The organism is Chitinophaga varians, assembly GCF_014529945.1.
GTDB classification, from domain to species: Bacteria; Bacteroidota; Bacteroidia; order Chitinophagales; family Chitinophagaceae; genus Chitinophaga; species Chitinophaga varians.
Genome location: NZ_JACVFB010000001.1, coordinates 1,362,916 through 1,386,278 on the forward strand (window position 1 = coordinate 1,362,916; position 23,363 = coordinate 1,386,278).

Below are 23,363 nucleotides of genomic sequence, written 5' to 3' on the forward strand. Positions count from 1 at the left end.
ATTTCAGCCATGACAAACAAAAAAACAGCGATTATTATAGGCGCAGGCCCTGCGGGACTGACAGCTGCCTACGAACTGCTTACCCGTACAGACATTCAACCTATCATCCTGGAAGCATCCGGGGATATCGGTGGTATCTCCAAAACTGTGCGTTATAAAGGCAACCGCATAGACATCGGTGGTCACCGGTTCTTCTCCAAATCAGATCGTGTAATGGACTGGTGGCTGCAAATCATGCCTATCGGCGCTCCGTCCGAACAGGTACGCATCCGCTACCAGCGGCAGGAACGCACGCTCATGGTGGCGGCTAAACAGCCTACGCAACAAAACCCTGATCTGGTGATGCTCATCCGCGACCGCTTGTCCCGCATTTATTACCAGCGGAAACTGTTTCTGTATCCGCTCACCATGTCGATGAGCACCATCTCAAAGTTAGGACTGTTCCGGCTTTGCAGGATCATGGTTTCGTATGGGTATACCCGTGTCTTCTACCGGAAACAGGAAAAAACACTGGAAGATTTTTTTATCAAACGTTTCGGGAAAGTACTGTACAAAACTTTCTTCAAAGACTATACGGAGAAAGTATGGGGAAAGCCCTGTAATGAAATAGACGCCGCATGGGGCCACCAGCGGATCAAAAAACTTTCCGTGTCTAAAACCATCAAACATGCGCTGCAGAAAATGACAGCTTCCAAAAAGCCGGCAGACATCCACCAAAAGGAAACAGAAACCAGTCTGATAGAACGTTTCCTGTATCCAAAATACGGACCGGGACAACTGTGGGAAGAAGTCGCGGAACGTATCAGGGCCATGGGCGGAGAAATACACATGCATCAGGAGGTGAAAGGCATTCAAATGAAAGATAGTCGCGTTACAGGCGTGGAAACAACCGCGCAACATTTTCAGGGCGATTACTTCTTCTCCACCATGCCGGTAAAAGATCTGGTGGCAGCCATGGACGGCCCGGTGCCGCAACGGGTGCGGGACATAGCCGCAGGACTGGAATACCGCGACTTTGTGACGGTAGGCTTGCTGCTGGATAAACTGGTGGTAGAGCAGGAACATGGCCTCATTAAAGACAACTGGATCTACATACAGGAAAATGATGTGAAAGTAGGTCGCCTGCAGATCTTTAATAACTGGAGCCCCTTCATGGTGAGTGACCCGGACCGCGTATGGATAGGATTGGAATACTTCTGCAATGAAGGCGATGAACTATGGAACATGGAAGATCAGCAGTTTATTAACTTTGGCATCGATGAACTGCAAAAAATCGGTATCATCCGGCGGGAACATGTGAGAGACAGCACCATCGTGCGCATGAAGAAAACGTATCCCGCTTATTTCGGTACCTATCAGCAGTTCGATGAATTACGGGAGTATACAGATACCATCAGTAACCTGTTTCTCGTGGGCCGCAATGGCATGCATAAATACAACAATGCAGACCACTCTATGCTCACAGCCATGACGGCGGTGGATAATATCATGCAGGGCGTCACCAGCCGCGACAACATTTGGGACATCAATACAGAACAGGAATATCACGAAGAAAAACAGGCAGTATGAAAAAATGGAAACAATACGATTATCTGATCTGCGCGCTGATATTTGTGCTGGTCTCCCTCGTATGGTCGCAGCTATCCAACTATACCTGGGATGATGATGCTATCAGCCGCTTCCTCAACGTGCAGGACGCCGGTAATCATCCGAAGGAGTTTTTCTCTTCGTGGAACAGGCCGCTGTTTGTGGTGCTGTTTTATTTGCCGGTACAGCTCTTCGGTAGAATGGGCGTAGTGGTGACGATGGTATTGCTGACAGCAGGATCTGGTATTTTACTGTACAGGGCGTTGAAGCATAAAGGCGTGCCACATGCATGGGTCGCGATGGTTTTCCTGTTGTTCCAGACATTCCTGTTTGGTATTTCCAGAGACGCCATGACAGAGCCGTTGGCCTCTTTTTTAGTTTGCCTGGGCCTCTATTTTTTCTATCGCCAACAGTTTGGCTGGTTTGCACTGGTAGGGGGACTGTTACCACTGGCCCGTCCGGAGGGCGTGTTGTTCCTGCCTTTCTGGCTATTCCCTTTGATACAGCAACGAATGTACCGCTATATTCCTTTGCTGGGGGCGGGGTTGGCCGCATGGGGACTGGGGTTGTTCGCCTATACCGGTCAGCCGCTGGCGCTGGTACAGGAAATGCTGGCCAGTGGAGAAAAGAAGAACCGCTATGGACATGTGAGCCTCACCCATCATATCGGTAAGTATGTGTATGTACTGGGGCCGGTGTCTTTTTTCTTTTTTGTCTGGGGATATATGGAGAATCTCCGGAAGATGCTGGCCGATTACTTTATCATGTTACAGTTCACCGTTGGGTTTCTGATCTATGTCTTCTTCGCGGTGTTTATGGATTTGGGACAGTCGGGCGGGGCGTTGCGCAACCTGATCACGCTGGCGCCTTTTGCCGCCGTGATAGGCGTGTATGGCTTCAACTACTGGTGGGAGATGTTTACAGCACCTGCTGCTGCCAAAAAGAACGCCAAACCGGCTAAGCCCCGTGACCGGAAGGAGCTATGGCTATTCGTGGTGTTCATGATCATCGTAGCATGGTTGAGTTTTACCGATGAACTGCATCTGCGGCAAACGTATGACCCGGAGAAGAAAGACTATACGATATTCATGGCGCTGGTAGTATGCTGCCTGCTGGCTGTGTTGCCGGTGTTTTCAAAGAAAGGCAAACCGCCATATGTCATGGCAGCAGCGTTGCTGATATGGCAGGTGTTGTTTACCCTGTACTACGAAAATCCGCTGAGTCATGGCAACGAAGAAAGATGGGGCATGAACGGGATGACGGCCTTTGTGGGTAAGGGACCATTACAACAGCAGAAGGTGTATTGTAATCACCCCTGGTATTTCTGGGCTGCGGGGAGACACCCGAATGATACCGTGCGCACCGGAGGGATATCTGCCGGTAGTAAAGCGGCGATGCGCCCAGGGCAGCTGGTCGTCTGGGAATCGCACTATACCGGTGAGAACTATACGAATATGCCGATCAACACATTCCTGAACGACAGTACGTTTTCTCCGGTATACGTGATACAGAACCCGAAGAAAGAAGCGTTGGCAGTGCTGTTCGTGAAGCTCTGGCCGCAGGCGGCAGACAATGATCGTTTCTTTGCTTCGCTGATGCAGTATTGGCCGAAAGACGAGCGGCTGTTGTATTTCAAGGGCGTATATGAGCGCGACCGGAAGCGGGACGTGCAGCAGTCGGTGACAGATTTTACCGCGGCGCTCGCGCTGAAACCTGCGGAGCCAGACCTTTATCTGGGCCGCGGCGTGAGCTGGCTGATGCTCAATGACAGGCCTAAAGCGTGTCAGGACCTGCAACAGGCAGCGGTGCTGGGATCGCAGCAGGCACCGCAATTGCTGAAGGCTTATTGTAAGTAAGGAAGTGGTCAACTGGACTACCGCCCCATTTAACACTGGACTACTACTTACAACGGTGAGACTGCTATTTTTGTAGTCTTATCTAGACACATGGAACAAGACGAAAAACATATTATCGGAAACCTGTTTGAACATTGGGCGTACGTAGGAGAGCGGACCGGACTGCTCACTACGACGCCTTCTTTTAAAGCCATTATGCCTGAAGGGTCCGACTGGCCCCGGCGCGTATTTGATGTACAAGATGCAGCAGCACTGGCGGAAATTTCCACGCAGATAAAAGAAGGGCTGTTGCCCGATGCCGTCACTTTCACCGCTTCTGTAGCAGAAGCTTTTGCACCACAACTGACAGCAGCAGGCTTTCAGCCTAAACTGACCCTGCAGGGAATGATCATCTATCTCAGGGAAAATCCTCCCGGTGAATGCTCCGACAAAATCCATTTCCGGCTGGCCGAAAGTGAGGCCGATGCTTACACCTTCGCCACTATTGCAGCAGGCTCTTTTAATTATCGTGTAGACGGCGCCGTAGTGGCCCGTTTGCTTGGACAGGAAGACAAAATAAAAGTCTTTATCGGCACCGTTGACGGCGCAGCGGCATGCAGTGGCCTGATATTTTACGATGAAGCCGGTAATGCCGGGCTGCATTTTATCGGCACGCTGCCTGACTTCCGGGGCAAAGGACTGGCCGCTGCCATGACAACGCGGTTACTGAAGGAATGTGTGGAAGACAGCAAACGTTATTGTGTGCTCCACGCTTCCAAGGCAGGGCTGCCTATCTATACACGCCTCGGCTTCGAGCCCGTGAAAGAGGTGATTACTTACGCACATACTATATAAGACCAATAATAAAAAAGAAAGGCTTCCCCCGTCTGAGGGAAGCCGTTATCTGAATGGGTTAGTAAGACAGTTATTTAGCGGAAGAACCGCCATCAATCACATACTGGGCGCCGGAGATAAACTGGCTGTCGTCTGATCCGAGGAACAGGACAAGTTTGGCGATTTCCAGCGGTTGGGCATAACGGCCCAGCGGAATGCCGGCAGCGAACATTTTCTGCATCTCTTCACCTTTGCCGGGCTCATAACCTTCTTCTATGGAACGCATCATCCGGTTGTCTACCGGTGACGGATGTATGCTGTTGACACGTATTTTGCGGGGAGCGGCTTCCAGCGCGGCCGTTTTCATAATGCCCAGGGTCGCATGTTTGCTGGTCGTATAGGCCACGAAGTTAGGGGAGGCGCCCAAACCGGCCACAGAAGAGGTAATGATCATACTGGCCCCGTCGTTCATCTGCGGCAGTACATACTTACAGCCCAGGAAAACGCCTTTTACGTTCACCGCCATCACTTTATCAAACACGTCTTCGGGAAATTCAGTAATAGGTTTCACTACGCCTTCAATGCCGGCATTGTTAAAGAAAATATCAATCTTTCCGAATTTTTTAACGGCTTCTTTGGCATATCGTTCCACGTCAGCAGCCACCGTAACATCAGCCGCCACATAGGCCGCGTTGGGGCCCAGCGCTGACGCTGCCTTTTTCAGCGCCGATTCGTCGAGGTCTACGAGGATTACTTTAGCACCTTCTTCGATAAACAATTTTGCGGTCGTCTGGCCGATGCTTCCTGCTCCGCCCGTGATAAGGGCTACTTTGTTTTCCAATCGTTTCATGACAATATATTTTTAAAGTAATACAATCACAACAAAGAACAACAACAGAGATAGCAGTGTGTAGGAAGTAGCCCGGGGCTTTAGCCCTGGGGCCGGGGGGTATTTATCGATGCGTGATTTGTTCCACGCATTTTTTGATGCGTCAAATATACGACTTAATGCCAGGGGCATCTGACCGTTTACCGGAGTTTTAACGTTTTTGTAAGATATGTAAAGAATAGTCTATAGTAATAGTCAATAGTTCTTTCTTATCTTAGTACAAAACCTATTTGAACATGAAATACAAAGCAATGTTGTGCCTACTGTTGATGATGGCCGGTTTGGCTGCGGTAGCACAACCCCCCAAAGGAAAAGCAACCCTCAATACCACTTACGGTGCCGGTACTACGGCAGCCGGTGCTGTAGATGCTGCCAAACTCCCGTCCCTGTTAAAGAACGACACCGGTAAAGTGGCGGTGAAAGTCAAAGCCCAGGTACTGGACGTGTGTCCTAAAAAAGGATGCTGGATGCAACTGAAAATAAATGACAGCACCACAGCGTTTGTGAAGATGAAAGACTATGCCTTCTTTGTTCCGCTCGATATCAAAGGGAAAACCATTGTGCTGGACGGCGAAGCTTTTCAGCATATTACTTCCGTAGAGGAACTACAACACTATGCCAAAGATGCCCGGAAACCGCAGGAAGTCATCGATGCCATTACAACACCCAAAAGGGAAATACGATACACTGCCAGCGGCATACGGGTGGTGGAATAAGAACAACTGCCAGTGGTAAACACGGGTGGTGGAAAAAAAAATAAATAGCTATATGCAGGACAAAGCCTCCAAAAGGGCCACCATGCCAAAAGGAACGTCCATCATTCTGGACGACAGAACATTACAAAACAGTTATGCAACATTACTGCCCCTGCTGAAACCCGGTATGCACGTACTGGACGTAGGTTGCGGCACCGGCGCCATCACAGCCGGCATAGCAGATATAGTAGGACCGCAGGGCAGCGCTACTGGTATCGACAGCAGTGAACACCTGATCGCGAAAGGACTGGAAGACCAACAGGATGTACCTAACCTGCAACTGATCAATGCTGATCTGTACACCTGGCAACCGAACAGAAAATATGACGTCATTGTTTCTGCCAGGGTATTACAATGGCTGAATGACCCGCTGGCGGCTTTATTGCGCTTCCGCGAATTACTGGTGCCCGGCGGCCATGTGTCGATATTGGATTACAACCACACCAAACTGGAGTGGGACCCTGTGCCACCCGCCAGTATGCTGCGCTTCTATGAGGCCTTCCTCGGATGGCGCGCAGATGCCGGCATGGACAATGAAATAGCGGACCATCTGCCAGCCCTCTTTGAAAAAGCCGGTTACCGTAACATTCAGTCCTTTAACGCGGATGAAAAATACAGCAGGGCAGTGGCAGGCTTCCCCAACAGGGCGGCTATCTGGTCAAAAGTGGCGGAACTAAGAGGCCCGCAGGTAGTGGAACATGGTTTCATCACAGAGGCCGAAAGGTTACAGGCTATTGAGGAATACGACGCCTGGACGCTGCACACGGCACAGTCTATGACCATGAAGCTCAAAGACGTACAAGCCAGCCTCTAACAAGGCGCATCATGATAAAAACGGCCCACCGGAAACCCGGGGGCCGTTTTTTATTTTTATCTACTGGTTTCCCGGTATTTTTGAGGCACCCCCTTCTTCATGTAAGGATATTATAGCATTTTTACAGAAACTGTAGTGCCCATGTCGCTGATGAATGACAATATTGTCCTCGCCATTGTTGATGATCATCCTATTGTGATCGAAGGACTAAAAACCCTCCTGAAGGAAGAACCGCAAATAGCCATTGCCGGCAGCTTCACGCGGGGAAAAGACTTTATGGATTTTTTGCAGCACAACAGAGTGGACCTGGTACTGCTGGACATCATGCTTCCGGACACCAGTGGCATGGACCTGTGCAGAGATATCAAAAAATTATCCCCTGATACAGTCGTGCTGGCATTGAGCAACCATACTGAACGCAGCATCATTCTCCAGATACTACAGAACGGCGCCAGCGGATATCTTGTGAAAAATGTTTCTTCCACGGAATTACTCAATTGCCTGAAAGAAGCCCTGAAAGGGGAGATCGCTTTCAGCAAGGAAGTAAAGGAAATCATTACCCGTCCGGCACAACATGAATTCAAACAGGTGCCTACGTTAACCAAGCGGGAAAAACAGATACTGCAACTGGTATCACAGGGCAAAACCACGCCCGTAATGGCGCAGGAGCTGAATGTAAGCCCGCTCACTATTGAAACACATCGGCGTAATCTGCTACAGAAATTTGATGTGAAAAATGTGGCGGAGCTGATCATGGCCGCTGTTCAGCATAAGATGATCACAGGCTATTGAAAATTGACTATCCCATTTTAACGCAGGTCCAGGAGGCTTGCATCATTGTCATCACGACAAGTTTTCTCTCCCATCATTTCTGCTGGTGGCCCAAATAATCCTGTCAGCAAACAAAGAACAGCGCCCGGTGCGGAATAAGGTCTTCTATGGCGTCAGCAGTATACAGAACTGAATTTTTTTTCTACTTTGTATCACCTGAATTAAATGTATGAAGATATTCCCGACATTATCCGGGCGCGCATGGTATGTGGCCACGTTCCTGTTTTTGTGTTTTCCTGTCGTAACCTGGGCGCAACGTTATGTCTCGCTCGATGGCGCGCCGCTACCGAAAGGTAATCCCGTTGAAAAAGACGACCTGGTCCATCTTGTCAGGCAACCGTTATTGCAGTTGTTCCGCGCCAGCCACCAACCGGCAAAAGGCACGGTATTGCTGTTCCCCGGCGGCGGCTACGAAGTCCTCGCCGTGAAGTCTGAAGGCAGCATGACGGCCGCTTTCCTCAATCAACTTGGTTATGATGTGGCCATGCTGGAATACCACGTGGCTGCCGGTCCGGATACCCGCAAGCTTGCGCTGGCAGATGCGCTGAAAGCCTGGCAGCTGCTACAGGACAAGGCCGGCCAATTAGGGCTGCACAACAAAACACTCAGCATCATGGGATTCTCTGCCGGCGGACATCTGGCCGCCAGCACGATACAACACCTGCCGGTGGCTACACAGCCTGCCAATCTGCTGCTGATCTATCCGGCCTACCTCCACGAAACGAGCCCCGGCTCCGTATATCCGGCGGTGTTACCGCCACCGGCGCTGCGCTCGCGGCTCTTTACCCTCATCGCGAAAGATGACCGGCAGGAGTGGGTCAGCAGCTGCATACAATATGGCAAAGTATGGAAAGGCTACGATGGTAAAGGCAGCTACGAGCTGCTGCCGGACGGAGGCCACGGCTTCGGCATGGAAAAACCACTGCGCGGCGCCGCAGCCCACTGGCCGGCATTGTTGCAGTCGTTCCTCGAAAAGCCGGACACCCTGTCACCCGGCGTGAATACAGCGGCGGTGCCTACAGAAGGTGGCAACCGCAAACGCCACGAACAGAAGCTGAATGAGGTAGCTGCCCAGCAGTACGACCTGATCATGATCGGTAATTCCATCACCCATAACTTTGAAAAACCGACCTATCAGCCGGTATGGGACCAGTTCTTTGCCCCCCGCAAGGCGCTGAATCTGGGCTTCAGTGGGTACCGTACTGAAAATATCCTCTGGAATATCGAACACGGTGAACTGAAAGGGCAATCGCCTAAAGTGGTGACGCTGGAAATAGGCACCAACAATATCGATGAAAAGAACTACCCGGTACGCCATACCGCCGGCCAGCTGGCTGGTGGCATGAAAGCGATCGTGCAACTGCTGCGGCAAAAATTGCCGGATACTAAAATCCTTTTGCTGCGCTGTTTTCCCGGCAGCTATGACGGCCCTAACCCTACATCGCACCGCATGATACTGGACCGGGCATCGGAACTGGCGTCTAAGCTGGCAGACAATGAGCATGTGTTCTATTGCGACGTGAACCACGTATTCCTCAACCTCGACGGCACCATCCGGCAGGACCAGATGCCCGATTGGCTGCATCCCAGCCCCGCTGGCGCCCTCGCCTGGGCCAAAGCTATGGAGCCTTTACTGTCGCAACTCATGAACGATCATAGCCGGGATACAGCATTGCCGGCCAATACGGCTATCATTCCGGTTTCCAAACTGGAAAATGACAGCTACGACTGGTGGGCCAGGCATGCGGAAGTATTGCGCATAAAGGACTCCATCGATCCGGAAATTGTCATGATCGGCAATTCCATCACCCATTTCTTTGGCGGCTACCCACTGCTGAGGAGCGCCGACGGCCAGCTGCGTAAAGCTAACGGCCCGGAAGCCTGGGCTGCTTTGTATGGCAACCACCGGGTGCTCAACCTCGGATTTGGATGGGACCGGACACAGAACGTACTATGGCGGCTGGACCACGGACAGCTGGATGGCCTGCATCCACGTACCGTAGTGCTGCTGATTGGCACCAATAACACCAGCCAGACGAATAACGCCCGCGCCAACACGCCGGCGGAAATTGTGGAGGGCATTGCGGCCGTCTGTGGCCGTATCCGTGCTAAAGTACCACAAGCTAAAATTGTGCTGATGGCTGTTTTCCCCCGGGAACAAAAACCGGATCATCCCCGCAGGGCGGTGATCAATGAAACCAATCGCCTGCTGGCAGCATTCGCGGCGAAAGAACATATCCGCCTGTTGGATATCGGTCCGAAAATGCTGACACCGGAAGGAGTCCTGCTGAAGGAAATCATGTACGACTTCGTTCACCCGACAGAAAAAGGGTATCAGATCTGGGCAGATGCTTTAAAACAGGAAGTGTTTTAATGGCAGACACGACAACTTCGGGCACGTTAATTGTTGCGGCATAAAACACCGCTAACATATTAAGAAATTGATTATGAAGAGAATAGTTGCCCTGATTGTTGTCATGCTGTATGGTTATACCGGTTTTGCCCAGTTTAGTGACTCTACGCACTATCTGGTCAAATATGCTTCCACCGGGTCTATTAACCGCACCAACGATGGTAACTCGTACCTGCTGAATAACAACCTGGCATTTAAAGTCAGCAAGAAAAAGGTCTCCCTCAATGCAGGGGCCAGTTATGTTTACGGAAAAAATAATGCATCACTGACCAATAATGACGTATCGGCAGCCGTGGATTTTAACTTATATACCGATACCGCGCAGATCTACTACTGGGGATTGGCCAACTATGACAAAAGTTATTCCCTGAAAATTAATAACCGCTTCCAGGGCGGCGTGGGCGTTGGTTATGATCTCATACGCCGGCCCAATGCCATACTGAATATTACGGACGGGTTGCTGTTTGAAAACAGCAACCTGTTCCTGCATGACACCATCCAGGACGTCTACAGCACCGTACGTAACTCTTTTCGGGTGCAGTATAAATGGACCATTCGCAATATGATCGTGTTTGAAGGCAGCAACTACTTTCAGAATTCGCTCATGCATGGGGACGACTACATGATCCGTTGTGTGAACAGTATGTCCATAAAACTACGCAGCTGGCTGAGTCTCACGGCAGCTATGACGTACAATAAACTGAACCGTACCGACAGGGAAAACCTGTTGTTCAATTACGGTGTCGCCTTTGAAAAGTATTTCTAGCAGGCTAAAATACCAGCATCCTTCAGCAATTTGCTATCAACAATTGATCGTTAACCGGAATATCTTGGTGTACTCAGTAAATACCACTGTATGAAACACCTTATTCCCCTGTTAGGTATCGGCCTGTGTGCCGTTACTCACCTGTACGCCTATACGGATAATAAAGACACGGTCAATTATGCTGCTATCGCAGGCGCTGCGGACCTGGACTATGTCCGTCCGGTGGCCCGCCCGGAAGAAGGGATGCCGGTCGGCAACGGCCGTATGGGCACCCTGGTATGGACCGTGCCTTCCTCGCTCAAATTCCAGTTGAACCGGGTGGATGTATTTGGCAACAGTTCTGCTTCCAATAGTTTTTATGAAAGGAATACGGACTACTGCGGCGGTACCGGTTATATGGACGTGGATTTCGGGCAGGAAGTGTTTACGGCGCCGGCATTTCATCAGCATTTGTCCTGCTACGACGGACTGACCACCATCTCCGGCCGGAACGTGTCTGCCCGTGGGCTGGTATGGGAGCAGGAAGACGTGTTGGCCCTGGAGGTCAACGACCAGCGGCGGGAATCCCTGCCGGTGACCACCGAATTGAGGATGTTAAGGATGCCCGTCACCCGCAAAGCGAGCCATGTGGCCACGTCCAGACTACGGCAGGAGGGAGACTATATCATATTGACCCAGGAATTCAGGGAAGATGGTTATTACTGTAGCAGCGCACTGGTGGCTGCCGTCAGCGGCCGCGCTGTAGAGACGGAGCAGAACACGACCACTACTGTGAGATTGAGAGCGTTGCCCGGTAGCCCGGCATTTACGATCTATGCAGCTACCGCTGCCAGTTTTGATCCTTCGGAAGATGTGGTGAAAGCAGCAGTCCGTAAACTGGAAGCGGCCCGCCAAAAAGGTTTTACAGCGTTGCTGAAGGATAACCGCGACTGGTGGCAGCAGTTCTGGCAGCGGTCCTACATACAGCTCCATAGTGATGACGGACAGGCAGATTACATCGCGCAGCATTACGCCTGGTATCTATATATCATGGGCAGTAGTTCCCGCGGAAAATACCCGGTAAAATTCAATGGTATGTTATGGTCTACCAATGGCGATGAACGCAAGTGGGGACATCTTTATTGGGGCGCCAATCAAAGTTGCCTGTACAACGCTTTGTTCCAGACCAATCATCCTGAACTGCTGGACCCCATGTTTGACATGTACAGCAGGGCGTATGATTCATACGCTATGGCTGCGCGGCAGCAATGGGGCAGCGAGGGTATCTATATTCCGGAAACGACCGGCTTTGACAACACGCCGGCGCTACCGGACAGCATCGCTGCGGAAATGCGGGAGCTGTATCTGGTAAAGAAACCCTGGGAGCAGCGCTCGCAGGCCTTTAAAGATTACGCCTATACGCAGATGCCGTTCCTGAGCCGCTGGAACTGGAAAAAAGATGAAGGCTGGAAGGACGGCCGTTGGCATACCGGCACCAAAAGCAACAGCACCTTCGGCCATGTGAGCCACATTTTCTCCCGTGGCGCTAAAATAGCTTATCAATACTGGCTACGATATGAATACACGCAGGACACCGCCTGGCTGCGTCAGCGGGCTTACCCCATGCTGAAAGGCGTGGCGGAGTTTTACCGGCATTTCCCGAATGTCCGTAAGGAAAAGGATGGCCGGTATCATATCTATCATATCAACGACAACGAATCGATATGGGACGGGCACAACACAGTGGAAGAGATATCCGCCATGCGCGGTATTTTCCCGGTGGTGATAAAAGCCGCGCGTTTGTTGCACGCCGACAGTAACATGCTACCCGTATGGCAGGAGTTCCTGGACCATTTGTCGCCGCTGCCGGTGCAGCAGGAGAAAGGTAAAACCACCTGGGTCCGTTCCCTGTTGCCCGTGCTACAGGGCAATCCGTCCTGGCATCCGGACGGCAACACTATGCCGGTATGGTTTTTCGACCTTTGTACGCTGGAAAGCAGCCGGGATATACAGCAAACCGGCAATGATACTTACAATACCTATTTCGATAATGGCATCGACAGTACCGCAGGCATCTATGTGCTCTCCAAACTACCGGCCACAGGGGCGTTGCTGGGAAGACCGGAAGCGGTACAGTATCTGGTGCCTAATCAGTTGCGGCGCCGTAAAAATGAAGAAGTGCTGGCCAATCGTATGGACCTGAGCGAAGGGTATCAAACCACCAACGTGCAACGGCTGGGGAGAGCTGCTGAAGCGCTGCAGCTGGCATTATGCCAGAGTGTGCCCGCAGGGCCCGGGCAGGAGAATGTGATCCATGTGTTTCCCGCCTGGCCCAAATCGTGGGATGCGCAGTATGCATTATTGTGCCGTGGTGGCTTTGTGGTGACTTCCGCCATGCGACACGGGGATATTCCCTTCGTGAAGCTGGAAGCTACCCGGGGAGGCGTCTGTAACATACGTAACCCCTGGAATACTGCGGTGGCGCTGTACCGCAATGGTAAAAAGGCGCGGGTGCTGAAAGGCGCACTGCTCTCTTTTACCACTACAAAAGGAGAGCAATTGACATTACAACGGGAACGGTAGTACGAAAATATTATTTGGGTGGCATGTATTATCTTCATGCTCCCAAAACAAAAATGCGGATGCTGACAGTAAAGGACCGTTTTGAAGCCTGTATACTCGCTGGTGCTATTGGTGATGCATGGGGCAGCAGCTATGAAAATGCGCAGCCGGCAAATCCGGCTACGTATTATTGGGGCCAACCACCGGCGCCATCGGGGAAATGGGAGCTCACAGATGATACACAGCTTACTCTCGCTGCCTGTGAAGCATTGCAGCACCAGGAAATGCCGGCTCCGGAGGCGATGGTAGCCATGATGTTACGGTATTATCGTTCCGGGCGTTTCTCCGGACTGGGGGCCAGCACACTAAAGGCTTTGCAGGAATTATCTGTGGGCGCGCACTGGAGCCAGGCAGGACGTACGGGAGAATATGCTGCCGGCAACGGCGCTGCCATGAGAATAGCGCCTTATGCTTTTCTGCCTGTGTATGCAAGAGAAACGGTCCGGGATATCTGCCGGATTACCCATCGTAATGACGAAGCCTACGTAGGGGCGTTGGCGGTAGTGCTGTCTATACGGGCCGCACTGGACGGCACCTGGGACGGCAGCAACGATCTGTTGGCGTTACTGCTGCCGCAACTGCCCGACACAAGCGTGAGGGACAGGTTGCTGCTATTGCAGGAGAAAGACGCCGCTTTTTCGATCGCCGATGCTGCCCGCCTGGGTACCAATGGATATGTGGTGAATTCAGTACCGCTGGCCGTTTTCGCAGCGTCCCGCGTGGCGCAAACAGGCATGCATGCTATGTTTGAAGCCGTCATCGGTGCCGGTGGGGATACAGACACCAATGCTGCCATTGCTGGTCAGATAGCGGGCGCACTCACCGGGACAACCGGACTGCCGGCCACCTTGTTGCAACAGCTGCAGGCTTTGCCGGAATATGGCTGGCTGCAGCAGGTACTGAACAATACCACAAAATTGCTTTTTAATTAGATGGATTTAAGCGCTCGTTTCACTGCCTCTGCATAAGGCAGATTGGAGTTATAGGTATAGATGAACATACCACCTTTTTTCCCCTGAACAGGAACCCATTTGGCGGTAACGACGTCTTTAGCCTGACTGGTGCCGCCTTCGGCATAAGAACCAAAGAGTACCCTGTTGGCCGCTACTTTGTTGGAGTCCACGAGGTACTTCATGGTGATACGCAGCCTGTTCGTATCTGCATTGTAAGTCTGTAGCCCCACGTAGTTGAATTTGCTGCCATAATTTTTCATGATAGGTCCCCATGCATACACGTCTACGCCGGAAGCGATCTGCAATTGTTGGGTAGTGCCCACGCCAAAGTATCTGGCGAGAGAGCCTATTACAGCGAGGTATGGCGTATTGGCAGCCATGCTGGCACTGTACCAGTTGTAATAGCCGGTGATGCTGTAGCCCGGGAACGGTGGGATGGGACTGGGTTTGGCGCCGGAATGCTCTACGTCCAGACTGATGCCGTCCAGTTTCATCCGGTCTGTCAACAGTGCCTTCAGCGTGTCGCCGAAGGCATTAGCAGAAGCAAAACCGCCGGGCGTATTGGTTTGCCAGCTTTGTTCATCGTCGATGTTCTGCAATACTTTGATGCCTCTTGCCTGTAGTTGCCTGATCTGCGCATACAGGTCCTGGTAAGAGGTGAAGTTGGCCATCATGCCGGTGCCGGCAGCCAATTGTGTCGTGTCGCGGAGCGACCAGTACTTAAGCCCGAAGAGGACCACCATGTCTACACTGTCGGGCATGTCCTTCAGTTTAAATCCGGGGTTTCTGCCGTCAGTGATGTAGTACGCGATACACACCTGCGACGGCGTCAGTTCCGTGGATGCCTGCTGTTGGACTTTCGCCGGTTTCGAAAGATCATCGGTGTTGGGCTTACAGGCAAACAAACTTAAGAGCAACAAACTGCCTGCCCATACCGGCGTGAGTAATGAGGACTTCTGCATAGATTAGGTTTTTTTAGTGCTGAAAAAATGTGGAATTGGGTTTGGAATATGAAAAGAATAAACAAACAATGGAAATACAATCGCAGTGAGTAATTGTTTTAAAATATATCGTCAGCCGTCGACTTTTTTATTGGCAAATGTGTCAATGTTGATTATCTTAGTAATTAAGATAATTACATGCTAAGATAATTAACATCAACCTAATCAATATGAAGAAAGAAGTGTTATTCATACAAGGTGGAGGCAACGGAGGCTATAAGGCGGATCAACCTTTGGTAGCCTCGCTGCAAACAGCATTGGGTAGTAATTATACCGTGCACTATCCGCAGATGCTCCCCGATGAAACTGCTCCCGATTTTGCACCGGAATGGCTACGCCAGATCGACGAGCTGGTGGCCGCTCAGGACGCTCTTATTTTAGCAGGACATTCACTCGGCGCTTCCCTGTTACTGAAATATCTTTCTGAAAACAGCGTCAGGAAGGGTGTTGCCGGCGTTTTTCTGGTAGCCCCGCCATTCTGGAGCGGGACGCAGGATTGGGTGCAGCCGCTCAAATTACAGCAACATTTTGCTGATAAATTGCCCAAAGAACTCCCTGTTTTTTTCTATCAATGCAAGGATGATGAGGTAGTGCCATTTGATCATTTTAAACGTTATCAGCAACAAATACCCTGGGCGGTTTTTCGTGAACTGTCTGCCGGAGGACATCAGTTTGATAATGATCTGTCAATAGTAGCTGCCGACATAGAAAAACTGTAAATATTAGGGAACATAAGTAATTGATCATTAGATACTATGCCTGTTTATAAATAAATAATATTAATAAATTAAAAATAAATATATATTTGATATGAAATAACTAAGCCCTATCCCTATACCCATGTGTAAAAAGCACTGTTGCCTGGCAGCATTGTCTGTCCTGTTGTTGCTGTTAACTTCTACTGTTGCACTGTCACAAGCCCTGGACCAGCTGGGCGTGAAAAAGGGAGTGACCATGAGTGGCTCCATCAGCGCCAGCACTACCACGTACACGGCCAGCGGCATCGACAGCCGCCGCGATCCGTTTGCCTGGTATCTCAATGGTAACCTCAACATCAACCTGTTTGGTTACGATATGCCTTTTTCTTTTAGCTACAGTAATCAGGGCCGTAACTATTCCCAGCCGTTTAACCAGTTTCGTTTTGCACCTTCCTATAAATGGGCGCGGGCTTACTTCGGTACCACCAGCATGCAGTTCAGTAACTACACACTGGCGGGGCATCTGTTCGATGGGGTAGGCGTAGAGCTCACACCCGGTAAATGGCGCCTGTCTGCCATGTACGGCAAACTGCTGAAAGCAGTGCCTTTCGATGTGCTACACCCGGAGAGTTATAACCGTGCTGCTTTTGAACGTATAGGCTATGGCGTGAAAATGGGCTACGAAGATAAAGGCAACGCCTATACGGTATCACTTTTCAAAGCAAAAGACAAAGCTTCTTCTATTCCCTATATCCCGGACGATGCAACCATCACACCCCGTGAAAACGTGGCCATGGCGTTTAATGTCCGCCAAAACCTGCTGAAGCGCGTCTTCGTGGAGGTGGAGTATTCCGTGTCTGCGCTTAACCGTGATATCCGCTCTGAAAAAAACGCTGTTGACAGTAGCAGAGGCACTTCCAACTTCCTTGGTAAGTTCCTGTCGCCTACCGGCAGCACCCGTTATTTTGATGCCATCCAGGCGGGGCTGGGATACACCGGTAATTTTTATACGATACAGCTGCGTTACGAAAGGGTAGCGCCGGACTACGTAACACTGGGCGCCTACAACGTCGTGAACGATATGCGCAACATCACGGTGGCGCCGGCCTTTCAGCTGTTCGGTGGCAAGGTGAATATCGCCGCCAATGCCGGGATGCAGGTCAATAATCTCGATAACAGTAAAAGCAGTGATGCGCAACGACTGGTGGCCAATATCAACGCCAACATCGTACCAAATGAACACTGGGCCATCAATGGGGGCTATTCCAACTTCAGCAACTACACCCGCGTGCGGCCACTGATAGATCCCTACTTCAATAATCCACTGGACACGCTGGATTTTTATCAGGTTAACAACAGCTACAATGGTATGATCATGTACCGTACCGGTACCAAACAGGTACAGCACTCCATCTCCCTGAATTCTTCCTATCAGTATGCCAGTGATAAAAGCACGGCAAAAGATGCGGTCGAAAACCTTAGCAAATTTTTTACGTCTAACCTGAGCTACTCCTACAGCCTGCAACCACGGGCATTGTCGCTTAGCGGGGCATTGAACTATTATCGCAATACAGCCGCCGGACTCAATACGACTTTCATGGGACCGAGTGTGAGCGCCAACAAACAATACCTGGATAAAACACTGCGTACAGGCGTTACCGCTACCTACAATATAACACAGGCTTCTTCCCAAAATACGGGGGTAACAAACAACAGCAATAGCACTGTATTCAATACCGGTCTGACGATCAACTATTCTCCCAAACCCAAATCCAGGAATGAGTCCGTAAGCACGGAAAGTAAACGGAGACTGTTGAACAACAAACGTACTCACAACGTGGGTGCATCAGTGATGTGGCTGCTACGCAGTGCCAGCGGCACACAACCGGGATACAATGAGTTGACCAGTACACTTAACTATACCTATTCATTTTGATAAATGAAACCGCCCCTGCTCATGAGAATGTTCTACCGATACATCTTTTTAAACATCTTCCTACTGGGGCTGTACCAGTTAGCGTACAGTCAGATCAACGAGAACGTGTTGCTGCCCCAGCCGGTCACCTATTACCTCAGCGTCAGCAATGCAACGCCCGTCAATGGGTCGCTGGCCATGGGTATCTATGGTAATCCCGACAGATACCCGCTCTATGGTAATTCTCCTATAGGCAGTGGGAGTACTTACAGAGGGGAAACCAATTATACACCTCAGCTGGACTTTTATATCAATGGTGCCATGTCAACTGCCTTCGCACTGGAGAGCGGTTATCCGGTAGACCAGGCTTGGATTCAATCGGGACGGGACTTCCCACAGGCGTATGTAAATAAGAGCGGATATCAGGTGAAACTGATGTATGTGATGATTGCGCCCAATGCCGTGGAAGCCGCCTCCAATAATATCTGTGGCGATCAGTTGACCAGTATCAAATCACCCGGTAACTGGGACCTGTTTCCTATTTCTAATGGTGAAATGGCCGTAGAGTGGCAGTACAGCCTCGGTGCACCTAACGACTGGACAGATTTACCTCCCTCAGAATATAGCTTTACGACGTATTATGAATACCGGTTTATTCCGGTGAAACTGTTTCCGCAGATTGCTGCCGGGACTACGAATATCACGTTCCGCTGTCGTGCTAAAATCAGGTACGGCAGCGTTTATTGTTATTCTCCCTATTCTCCCGGTACGAAGGTGATCACTTTTCAGCCACCTTCGCCTAAGGTAGATGCCAGCCAGCTGACCATTGTGCCTAACTGTCCCGGGCAAACGAATGGCACCATTACCCTGCCTGCCAGCGCCATTACAAGCGGTTTTGCGGGGATGCGGTGGATATTACGTAAAGGGAACAGTAGCACACCTTGTGACCCGGGCCTGTCAGGCACGGTGTCCAACTGCGGCGACCAGCAGGACTGGAGCCAGGGCGTAGTACCGGTGGCCGGAGGCATATCCATCACCAACGTCCCTAAAGGTGATTATACGTTATGGGTGATCAATCCCTCTGCCAATGCAGGGAACTGTTTTACACCGGTTCCGGTGACGATGACCGAATTAACGGAGTTGTCGGAGAGCCTTGGCACCACCACCAATGTGAGCTGCTACGGCGGCAGCGATGGCTCCATCGCGGTAACAGCTGCTGATGGTAACGGCGCTAAGAGCGGCTACTTTTTTACCCTGAGAAAAGACGGCAATATTTTCCGCGCAGAACAGCGTGCAGCTGCCAATACCATGAGCTGGACAGGCCTACCGGCCGGAGTTTATGTAGCAGAGGTGAGAGACGGAACATGCTCCACGATCAAAACGGTGGGGACCACTATTACCCAACCACCACAGGTGAAGGGACAGCTGACGCCACAACAGCCCACCTGTACCTCTCCGGGCAATGGCAGCATCAGTATCGTGGCCGATCCGGGTGTTACCAACTATCAGTACAATTTGTATAAAGGCGCTGTGTTGCAGCAACAGAGCGCTGTCACCACTTCCCGGAACTATACCTTTGGAGGGTTAAGCAACGGCGACTATTCCGTGGAAATAAAGAACATGGACTATCCTTCCTGTACAGGGTGGACCGGAACAGTGAGCCTGAATGCTGTGCCCGCAATGACTTTAATACAGGATGCCCTCAATATGGTCACCTGCTTCGGCGGCAGCGATGGCTCGCTGCAATACTCCGCCAGCGGCGGTTCCGGCAGCTACGTGTTTGTGCTGCAACGGACCGGTATACCTACGGTGAGCAACAGTACCGGTACTTTTAACGGATTAAAAGCCGGTACCTACACCGTTATCGCACAAAATAATGTAGCCGGTTGCAATGACGCTATTTCCCAAACAGTGATCATCTCCGAACCAACACCGTTACAGGTAAACCTGCAAACCACCAATATCAGCTGCAACGGCGCGCAGGATGGTGTCGTGAAAGCACTGGCCGGCGGCGGTTCCGGATTCTATACCTACAAATGGGAACAGCTGAAAGGCGGCGTCTGGACCACCAATCCTTTCTGGTTTAATACTGATACACAGATAGACGCGCTGGGTGCAGGTACCTATCGTGTAACCGTTTCCGATAGTAAGTCCACCAACTGCTCGGTCCTTTCCAGTGTGGTCTCCATTACAGAGCTGCCGGCGCTGCAATCCGGTGGCGCAACGATCACGCCGGCGGTTTGCCTGGCGGATGGCGCAGCTATCAATATCTCCGCCAGTGGGGGAGATAATACCTATACTTACTTCTATACCCTGAACGGTACCGACTATACGGCCTTTACACCGGGCAGTAAGGTACATACGGCAGGCAGTTATCATTTCCGTATTAAGGATGGAAAGGGCTGCACGCTGGACCTGCCCAATGCCTATGATATAAGCCTTCCTGCGGCGCCATTGAGTTTCACTACACAGCTGTCGGCCTACAACGGGTTTCAGGTTTCCTGTAACGGCGCCGCGGATGGTAAAATCACCATCCTGGCGTCAGGAGGTAACGGTGGCACCTATACGGGGTATCAGTATAAACTGAACAACGGCACATATCAATCGGTCAGCTTGTTTTCCGATTTAACAGCAGGTACTTATACGATCAGTGTAAAAGATGCCCGTGGCTGCGAAACGTCCGGCAGCGTTACCTTAACGCAGCCGCAAATGAGCATCAACGCTACCAAGCTGGATGTGACCTGCTTTGGGCAGTCTACCGGCAGCATCACCACTAATATCATGGGTGACGCAGCGCCTTACCGCTGGCAGCTCAATGGCACCACGATCACCGGCGCTACGGCCAACAACCTGCCGGCAGGCAATTATACGCTGCATATCACTGATGTTAATGGTTGTACAAAAGATACTACACTCACCATCGTACCGCTGTATCCGGCGCTGGCTTTCACGGCCGCTACGGTAAAGGATATACTGTGTTTCGGTTCAACCGGCAGCATCACCATGACCGCTACCGGCGGTGACGGTAACTATCAATACAGCCTGAGCACCGATAACTGGGCTACCGCTAAACCCTATACCAGCGGGAGCGGACTGGGGGCCGGCGTTTACGCGCTGAAAGTGACCGATAACCACGGATGCAGCCTGCGTTACAACCAGCAGCTCACTATTACAACACCGTCGGCGCCGCTGTTGCTCTCCGGCGTATTCTCTGACTACAACGGATATAATATTTCCTGTGCCGGTGGCGACAATGGTGCTGTGCAACTGACCGCTACCGGTGGTAATGGAGCGGCATACAGTGGTTATACCTATGCGATAGACAATGGGGCTTTCGGTCCCTCGTCCCTGATCACCGGTATCAAAGCGGGCATGCATCAGTTCACCGTGAAAGACGGTCGGAATTGTACGACTACCCTGAGTTATAAGTTTACTGAATCTGCACAGGCCTTAAGCATACAGCTGGTCAGCAAGCAGGATGTGCGTTGCGCCGCTATACCGGGTGGTAGCATCACGGTAGCCGGCAGCGGTGGTACCGGCGTTTTGCAATACAGCCTGAATGGCACCGATTGGCAGGCGGGTACGGTGTTTTCCGGCCTTACTGCCGGCAATTATACTGTCACGGTGCGGGATGCCAATAGCTGCGGTAATACACTGGCTGTACAGGTCCTTTCTGTGAACCCGGCTATCACTATTGACAATATTACCCGAAACGACATCATTTGTTTCGGTACCTCCGGCACCATTCAGGTGCAGGCCCATGGTGGCAGCGGTCAGCTGGTGAATGAATATGCCCTCAACGGTGGCAACTATACGTCGTTTGCCAATACAACACCATTGGTGGCAGGTAGTTATACCATCCGGGTAAAAGATGCCATTGGGTGTTATTCCGCTGTCAGCAATGCCGTATCTATTACCGCACCTACGGCGCCTTTGGCAGCTACCGCCACTACGAGCGATTTTCATGGCATGCAGATCTCCTGTTATGGTCTGTCGGACGGCGCCTTCAGCCTCGTGGCCTCCGGTGGCAATGACGGCGGCTATCAGGGATATTTATTCAGTGTTAACGGCGGCGCCTATACGGGAAAATCGCAGTATACCACTGTGCCGGCAGGTAACTATGCCGTTAAAATAAAAGACGGCCGCGGTTGTGAAATCACGAAAAACATCGTGTTGCAACAACCGGCAGCACCCGTATCGTTGGCCGTATCCGACGTTACCCATCTGGCCTGCGGCGGTATCCCTACCGGCAGCATTACGCTGCAAACGACTGGTGGTACCACCCCTTATGCCTATACCATGAATAACGGAACACCACAGGCATCGCCGGTATTTGGCGCGCTGCCGGTGGGCAACTATACGCTGGCGGTAAAAGACGTAAACGGTTGCGCGGCGACGGTGGTCACCCCCGTGAAAGAAATGTACCCGCCGGTAACGGCCACGGCTACGGTAACGCCCGTACGCTGTTACGGCGAGGCCAATGGCGCTATCGTGTTGCAGCCCTCCGGCGGCGATGGCAGCTATAATTATCAATGGAGCAACGCTGGCGTGAGCGGCGCCCAGGCACAAAACATCACCGCAGGCAGTTATACCGTTAAAGTCACGGACGGCAAAGGCTGTGGCCAGTCCTACAGCTACGAGGTGGCGCAACCGGCAGCGCTGGGGCTCACCGTCACCGCATCGCAGATATGCGATGGGGTAGATGACGGCACCGTGGAAGCCACCGTACTGGGCGGTACGCTGCCTTATCAATATGCGCTGAACAACGGTGCATGGACCAATACCAACAGTTTCGCTAACCTCGGCGCAGGGGAGTATGCGATGAAGGTACAGGATGCCCGCGGCTGCGGCGCTGCCGGCACAACGAGCATCACTAAACGAAATGTGAAGCCGGATGTGAACTTCCTCGTGGCCTCCCGGAAAAATGCCTACGATACGCTGGTGATCAAGGAAATCAGTGTGCCCGCACCAGACTTCGTCAGCTGGACATTCGATCCGCAGGCTATTCTCCTGGGCTACGATCACGGTACGCCGCTGATCAAATTCACAACAGCCGGTGCCTACTGGGTGGCCATGAAAGCCACCTTCGGGGAATGTACCTACCAACTGCGCAAAGATATCCAGATCAGCGCCTATGACCCGCTCGCCGGTCCTTCGTACACGGTGCCCGTTTCCGTGATAGATACGGTGATGCTGTCGCCCAATCCCAATGATGGCAATTTCCGTTTCCAGATAAAACTGAAACGCAAACAACAGGTGCTGGTGTCCGTCTTCGACCTGAACGGACGTATCCTGGCGAAACAGCCGTACAGTCCCGCGTTACAGATAGACGACCGCATTGCGCTGGGAAGCGTCAACAACGGTATCTTTATCCTGCGGGTGGTAACGGAAAATGAGAGCAGGGATGTACGGTTTATTATTAGTCGTTAGCCGCTAAACTCTTATAAATCACGTAACTTTAAGCCGGCTTT

The 23,363-nt window shown here is 51.5% G+C and carries 15 protein-coding genes; 13 read left to right on the forward strand and 2 right to left on the reverse strand.

Annotated features, from left to right (window positions below):
* The first annotated feature begins 9 nt into the window (after positions 1-9).
* From ICL55_RS05060 to ICL55_RS05070, 3 genes are all read left to right on the forward strand, one after another.
* Positions 10-1,569, forward strand: a complete 1,560-nt coding sequence (locus tag ICL55_RS05060; protein ID WP_188094948.1) for an NAD(P)/FAD-dependent oxidoreductase — start codon at positions 10-12, stop codon at positions 1,567-1,569.
* On the forward strand, positions 1,566-3,443 hold the full coding sequence (locus ICL55_RS05065; RefSeq protein ID WP_188094949.1) for a hypothetical protein: 1,878 nt from the start codon (positions 1,566-1,568) through the stop codon (positions 3,441-3,443). The genes ICL55_RS05060 and ICL55_RS05065 overlap by 4 nt, the downstream gene beginning before the upstream one ends.
* Before the next feature lie 90 nt (positions 3,444-3,533).
* A complete protein-coding gene (locus ICL55_RS05070) occupies positions 3,534-4,277 on the forward strand; it encodes a GNAT family N-acetyltransferase (protein WP_188094950.1) in 744 nt (247 codons plus the stop codon).
* 70 nt (positions 4,278-4,347) lie between these two features.
* On the opposite strand, the gene ICL55_RS05075 is transcribed toward ICL55_RS05070, so the two are convergent.
* Positions 4,348-5,106 carry an SDR family NAD(P)-dependent oxidoreductase gene (locus ICL55_RS05075; RefSeq protein ID WP_188094951.1) on the reverse strand — a complete coding sequence of 253 codons (759 nt, stop codon included), beginning with the start codon at positions 5,104-5,106 and terminating at the stop codon, positions 4,348-4,350.
* A 275-nt stretch (positions 5,107-5,381) separates the two neighbouring features.
* Here ICL55_RS05075 and ICL55_RS05080 point away from each other — a divergent pair, with 275 nt between their 5' ends.
* The 7 genes from ICL55_RS05080 to ICL55_RS05110 all read left to right on the forward strand — a co-directional run bounded on the left by ICL55_RS05080 (position 5,382) and on the right by ICL55_RS05110 (position 14,257).
* Entirely contained in the window at positions 5,382-5,861 is a 480-nt protein-coding gene (locus tag ICL55_RS05080) for a DUF4920 domain-containing protein (protein ID WP_188094952.1), read from the forward strand.
* 52 nt (positions 5,862-5,913) lie between these two features.
* The gene (locus ICL55_RS05085) at positions 5,914-6,714 is read left to right on the forward strand and encodes a class I SAM-dependent methyltransferase (RefSeq protein ID WP_188094953.1); all 801 of its coding nucleotides are present in this window, start codon (positions 5,914-5,916) and stop codon (positions 6,712-6,714) included.
* A 141-nt stretch (positions 6,715-6,855) separates the two neighbouring features.
* Positions 6,856-7,506 carry a response regulator gene (locus ICL55_RS05090; protein WP_188094954.1) on the forward strand — a complete coding sequence of 217 codons (651 nt, stop codon included), beginning with the start codon at positions 6,856-6,858 and terminating at the stop codon, positions 7,504-7,506.
* Between the two features lie 208 nt (positions 7,507-7,714).
* Positions 7,715-9,919, forward strand: coding sequence for a GDSL-type esterase/lipase family protein (locus tag ICL55_RS05095; protein WP_188094955.1), 2,205 nt, complete (start codon positions 7,715-7,717; stop codon positions 9,917-9,919).
* A 73-nt stretch (positions 9,920-9,992) separates the two neighbouring features.
* The gene (locus ICL55_RS05100; RefSeq protein ID WP_188094956.1) at positions 9,993-10,724 is read left to right on the forward strand and encodes a DUF481 domain-containing protein; all 732 of its coding nucleotides are present in this window, start codon (positions 9,993-9,995) and stop codon (positions 10,722-10,724) included.
* 90 nt (positions 10,725-10,814) lie between these two features.
* Positions 10,815-13,286 carry a glycosyl hydrolase family 95 catalytic domain-containing protein gene (locus ICL55_RS05105; RefSeq protein ID WP_188094957.1) on the forward strand — a complete coding sequence of 824 codons (2,472 nt, stop codon included), beginning with the start codon at positions 10,815-10,817 and terminating at the stop codon, positions 13,284-13,286.
* Between the two features lie 59 nt (positions 13,287-13,345).
* Positions 13,346-14,257 (forward strand): ADP-ribosylglycohydrolase family protein, encoded by a 912-nt coding sequence (locus tag ICL55_RS05110; protein WP_188094958.1) that lies wholly within the window; start codon positions 13,346-13,348, stop codon positions 14,255-14,257.
* Here ICL55_RS05110 and endOF3 read toward each other — a convergent pair.
* A complete protein-coding gene (endOF3, locus tag ICL55_RS05115; protein ID WP_188094959.1) occupies positions 14,254-15,240 on the reverse strand; it encodes an endo-beta-N-acetylglucosaminidase F3 in 987 nt (328 codons plus the stop codon). The two genes, ICL55_RS05110 and endOF3, sit on opposite strands and share 4 nt — an antisense overlap.
* 209 nt (positions 15,241-15,449) lie before the next feature.
* Between endOF3 and ICL55_RS05120 the strand changes: the two genes are divergently transcribed.
* The 3 genes from ICL55_RS05120 (at position 15,450) to ICL55_RS05130 (ending at position 23,322) form a co-directional block, all read left to right on the forward strand.
* The gene (locus ICL55_RS05120; RefSeq protein WP_188094960.1) at positions 15,450-15,998 is read left to right on the forward strand and encodes an alpha/beta fold hydrolase; all 549 of its coding nucleotides are present in this window, start codon (positions 15,450-15,452) and stop codon (positions 15,996-15,998) included.
* A gap of 121 nt (positions 15,999-16,119) precedes the next feature.
* Positions 16,120-17,913 (forward strand): hypothetical protein, encoded by a 1,794-nt coding sequence (locus tag ICL55_RS05125; RefSeq protein ID WP_188094961.1) that lies wholly within the window; start codon positions 16,120-16,122, stop codon positions 17,911-17,913.
* A gap of 21 nt (positions 17,914-17,934) precedes the next feature.
* Positions 17,935-23,322 (forward strand): T9SS type A sorting domain-containing protein, encoded by a 5,388-nt coding sequence (locus ICL55_RS05130; RefSeq protein WP_188094962.1) that lies wholly within the window; start codon positions 17,935-17,937, stop codon positions 23,320-23,322.
* Positions 23,323-23,363 lie beyond the last annotated feature (41 nt).

Excerpts from the sequence above, each read along its gene's own strand:
- ICL55_RS05060 (WP_188094948.1), top strand. The coding sequence starts at position 10 with ATGACAAACAAAAAAACAGCGATTATTATAGGCGCAGGCCCTGCGGGA.
- ICL55_RS05065 (WP_188094949.1), top strand. The coding sequence starts at position 1,566 with ATGAAAAAATGGAAACAATACGATTATCTGATCTGCGCGCTGATATTT.
- ICL55_RS05070 (WP_188094950.1), top strand. The coding sequence starts at position 3,534 with ATGGAACAAGACGAAAAACATATTATCGGAAACCTGTTTGAACATTGG.
- ICL55_RS05075 (WP_188094951.1), bottom strand. The coding sequence starts at position 5,106 with ATGAAACGATTGGAAAACAAAGTAGCCCTTATCACGGGCGGAGCAGGA.
- ICL55_RS05080 (WP_188094952.1), top strand. The coding sequence starts at position 5,382 with ATGAAATACAAAGCAATGTTGTGCCTACTGTTGATGATGGCCGGTTTG.
- ICL55_RS05085 (WP_188094953.1), top strand. The coding sequence starts at position 5,914 with ATGCAGGACAAAGCCTCCAAAAGGGCCACCATGCCAAAAGGAACGTCC.
- ICL55_RS05090 (WP_188094954.1), top strand. The coding sequence starts at position 6,856 with ATGTCGCTGATGAATGACAATATTGTCCTCGCCATTGTTGATGATCAT.
- ICL55_RS05095 (WP_188094955.1), top strand. The coding sequence starts at position 7,715 with ATGAAGATATTCCCGACATTATCCGGGCGCGCATGGTATGTGGCCACG.
- ICL55_RS05100 (WP_188094956.1), top strand. The coding sequence starts at position 9,993 with ATGAAGAGAATAGTTGCCCTGATTGTTGTCATGCTGTATGGTTATACC.
- ICL55_RS05105 (WP_188094957.1), top strand. The coding sequence starts at position 10,815 with ATGAAACACCTTATTCCCCTGTTAGGTATCGGCCTGTGTGCCGTTACT.
- ICL55_RS05110 (WP_188094958.1), top strand. The coding sequence starts at position 13,346 with ATGCTGACAGTAAAGGACCGTTTTGAAGCCTGTATACTCGCTGGTGCT.
- endOF3 (WP_188094959.1), bottom strand. The coding sequence starts at position 15,240 with ATGCAGAAGTCCTCATTACTCACGCCGGTATGGGCAGGCAGTTTGTTG.
- ICL55_RS05120 (WP_188094960.1), top strand. The coding sequence starts at position 15,450 with ATGAAGAAAGAAGTGTTATTCATACAAGGTGGAGGCAACGGAGGCTAT.
- ICL55_RS05125 (WP_188094961.1), top strand. The coding sequence starts at position 16,120 with ATGTGTAAAAAGCACTGTTGCCTGGCAGCATTGTCTGTCCTGTTGTTG.
- ICL55_RS05130 (WP_188094962.1), top strand. The coding sequence starts at position 17,935 with ATGAGAATGTTCTACCGATACATCTTTTTAAACATCTTCCTACTGGGG.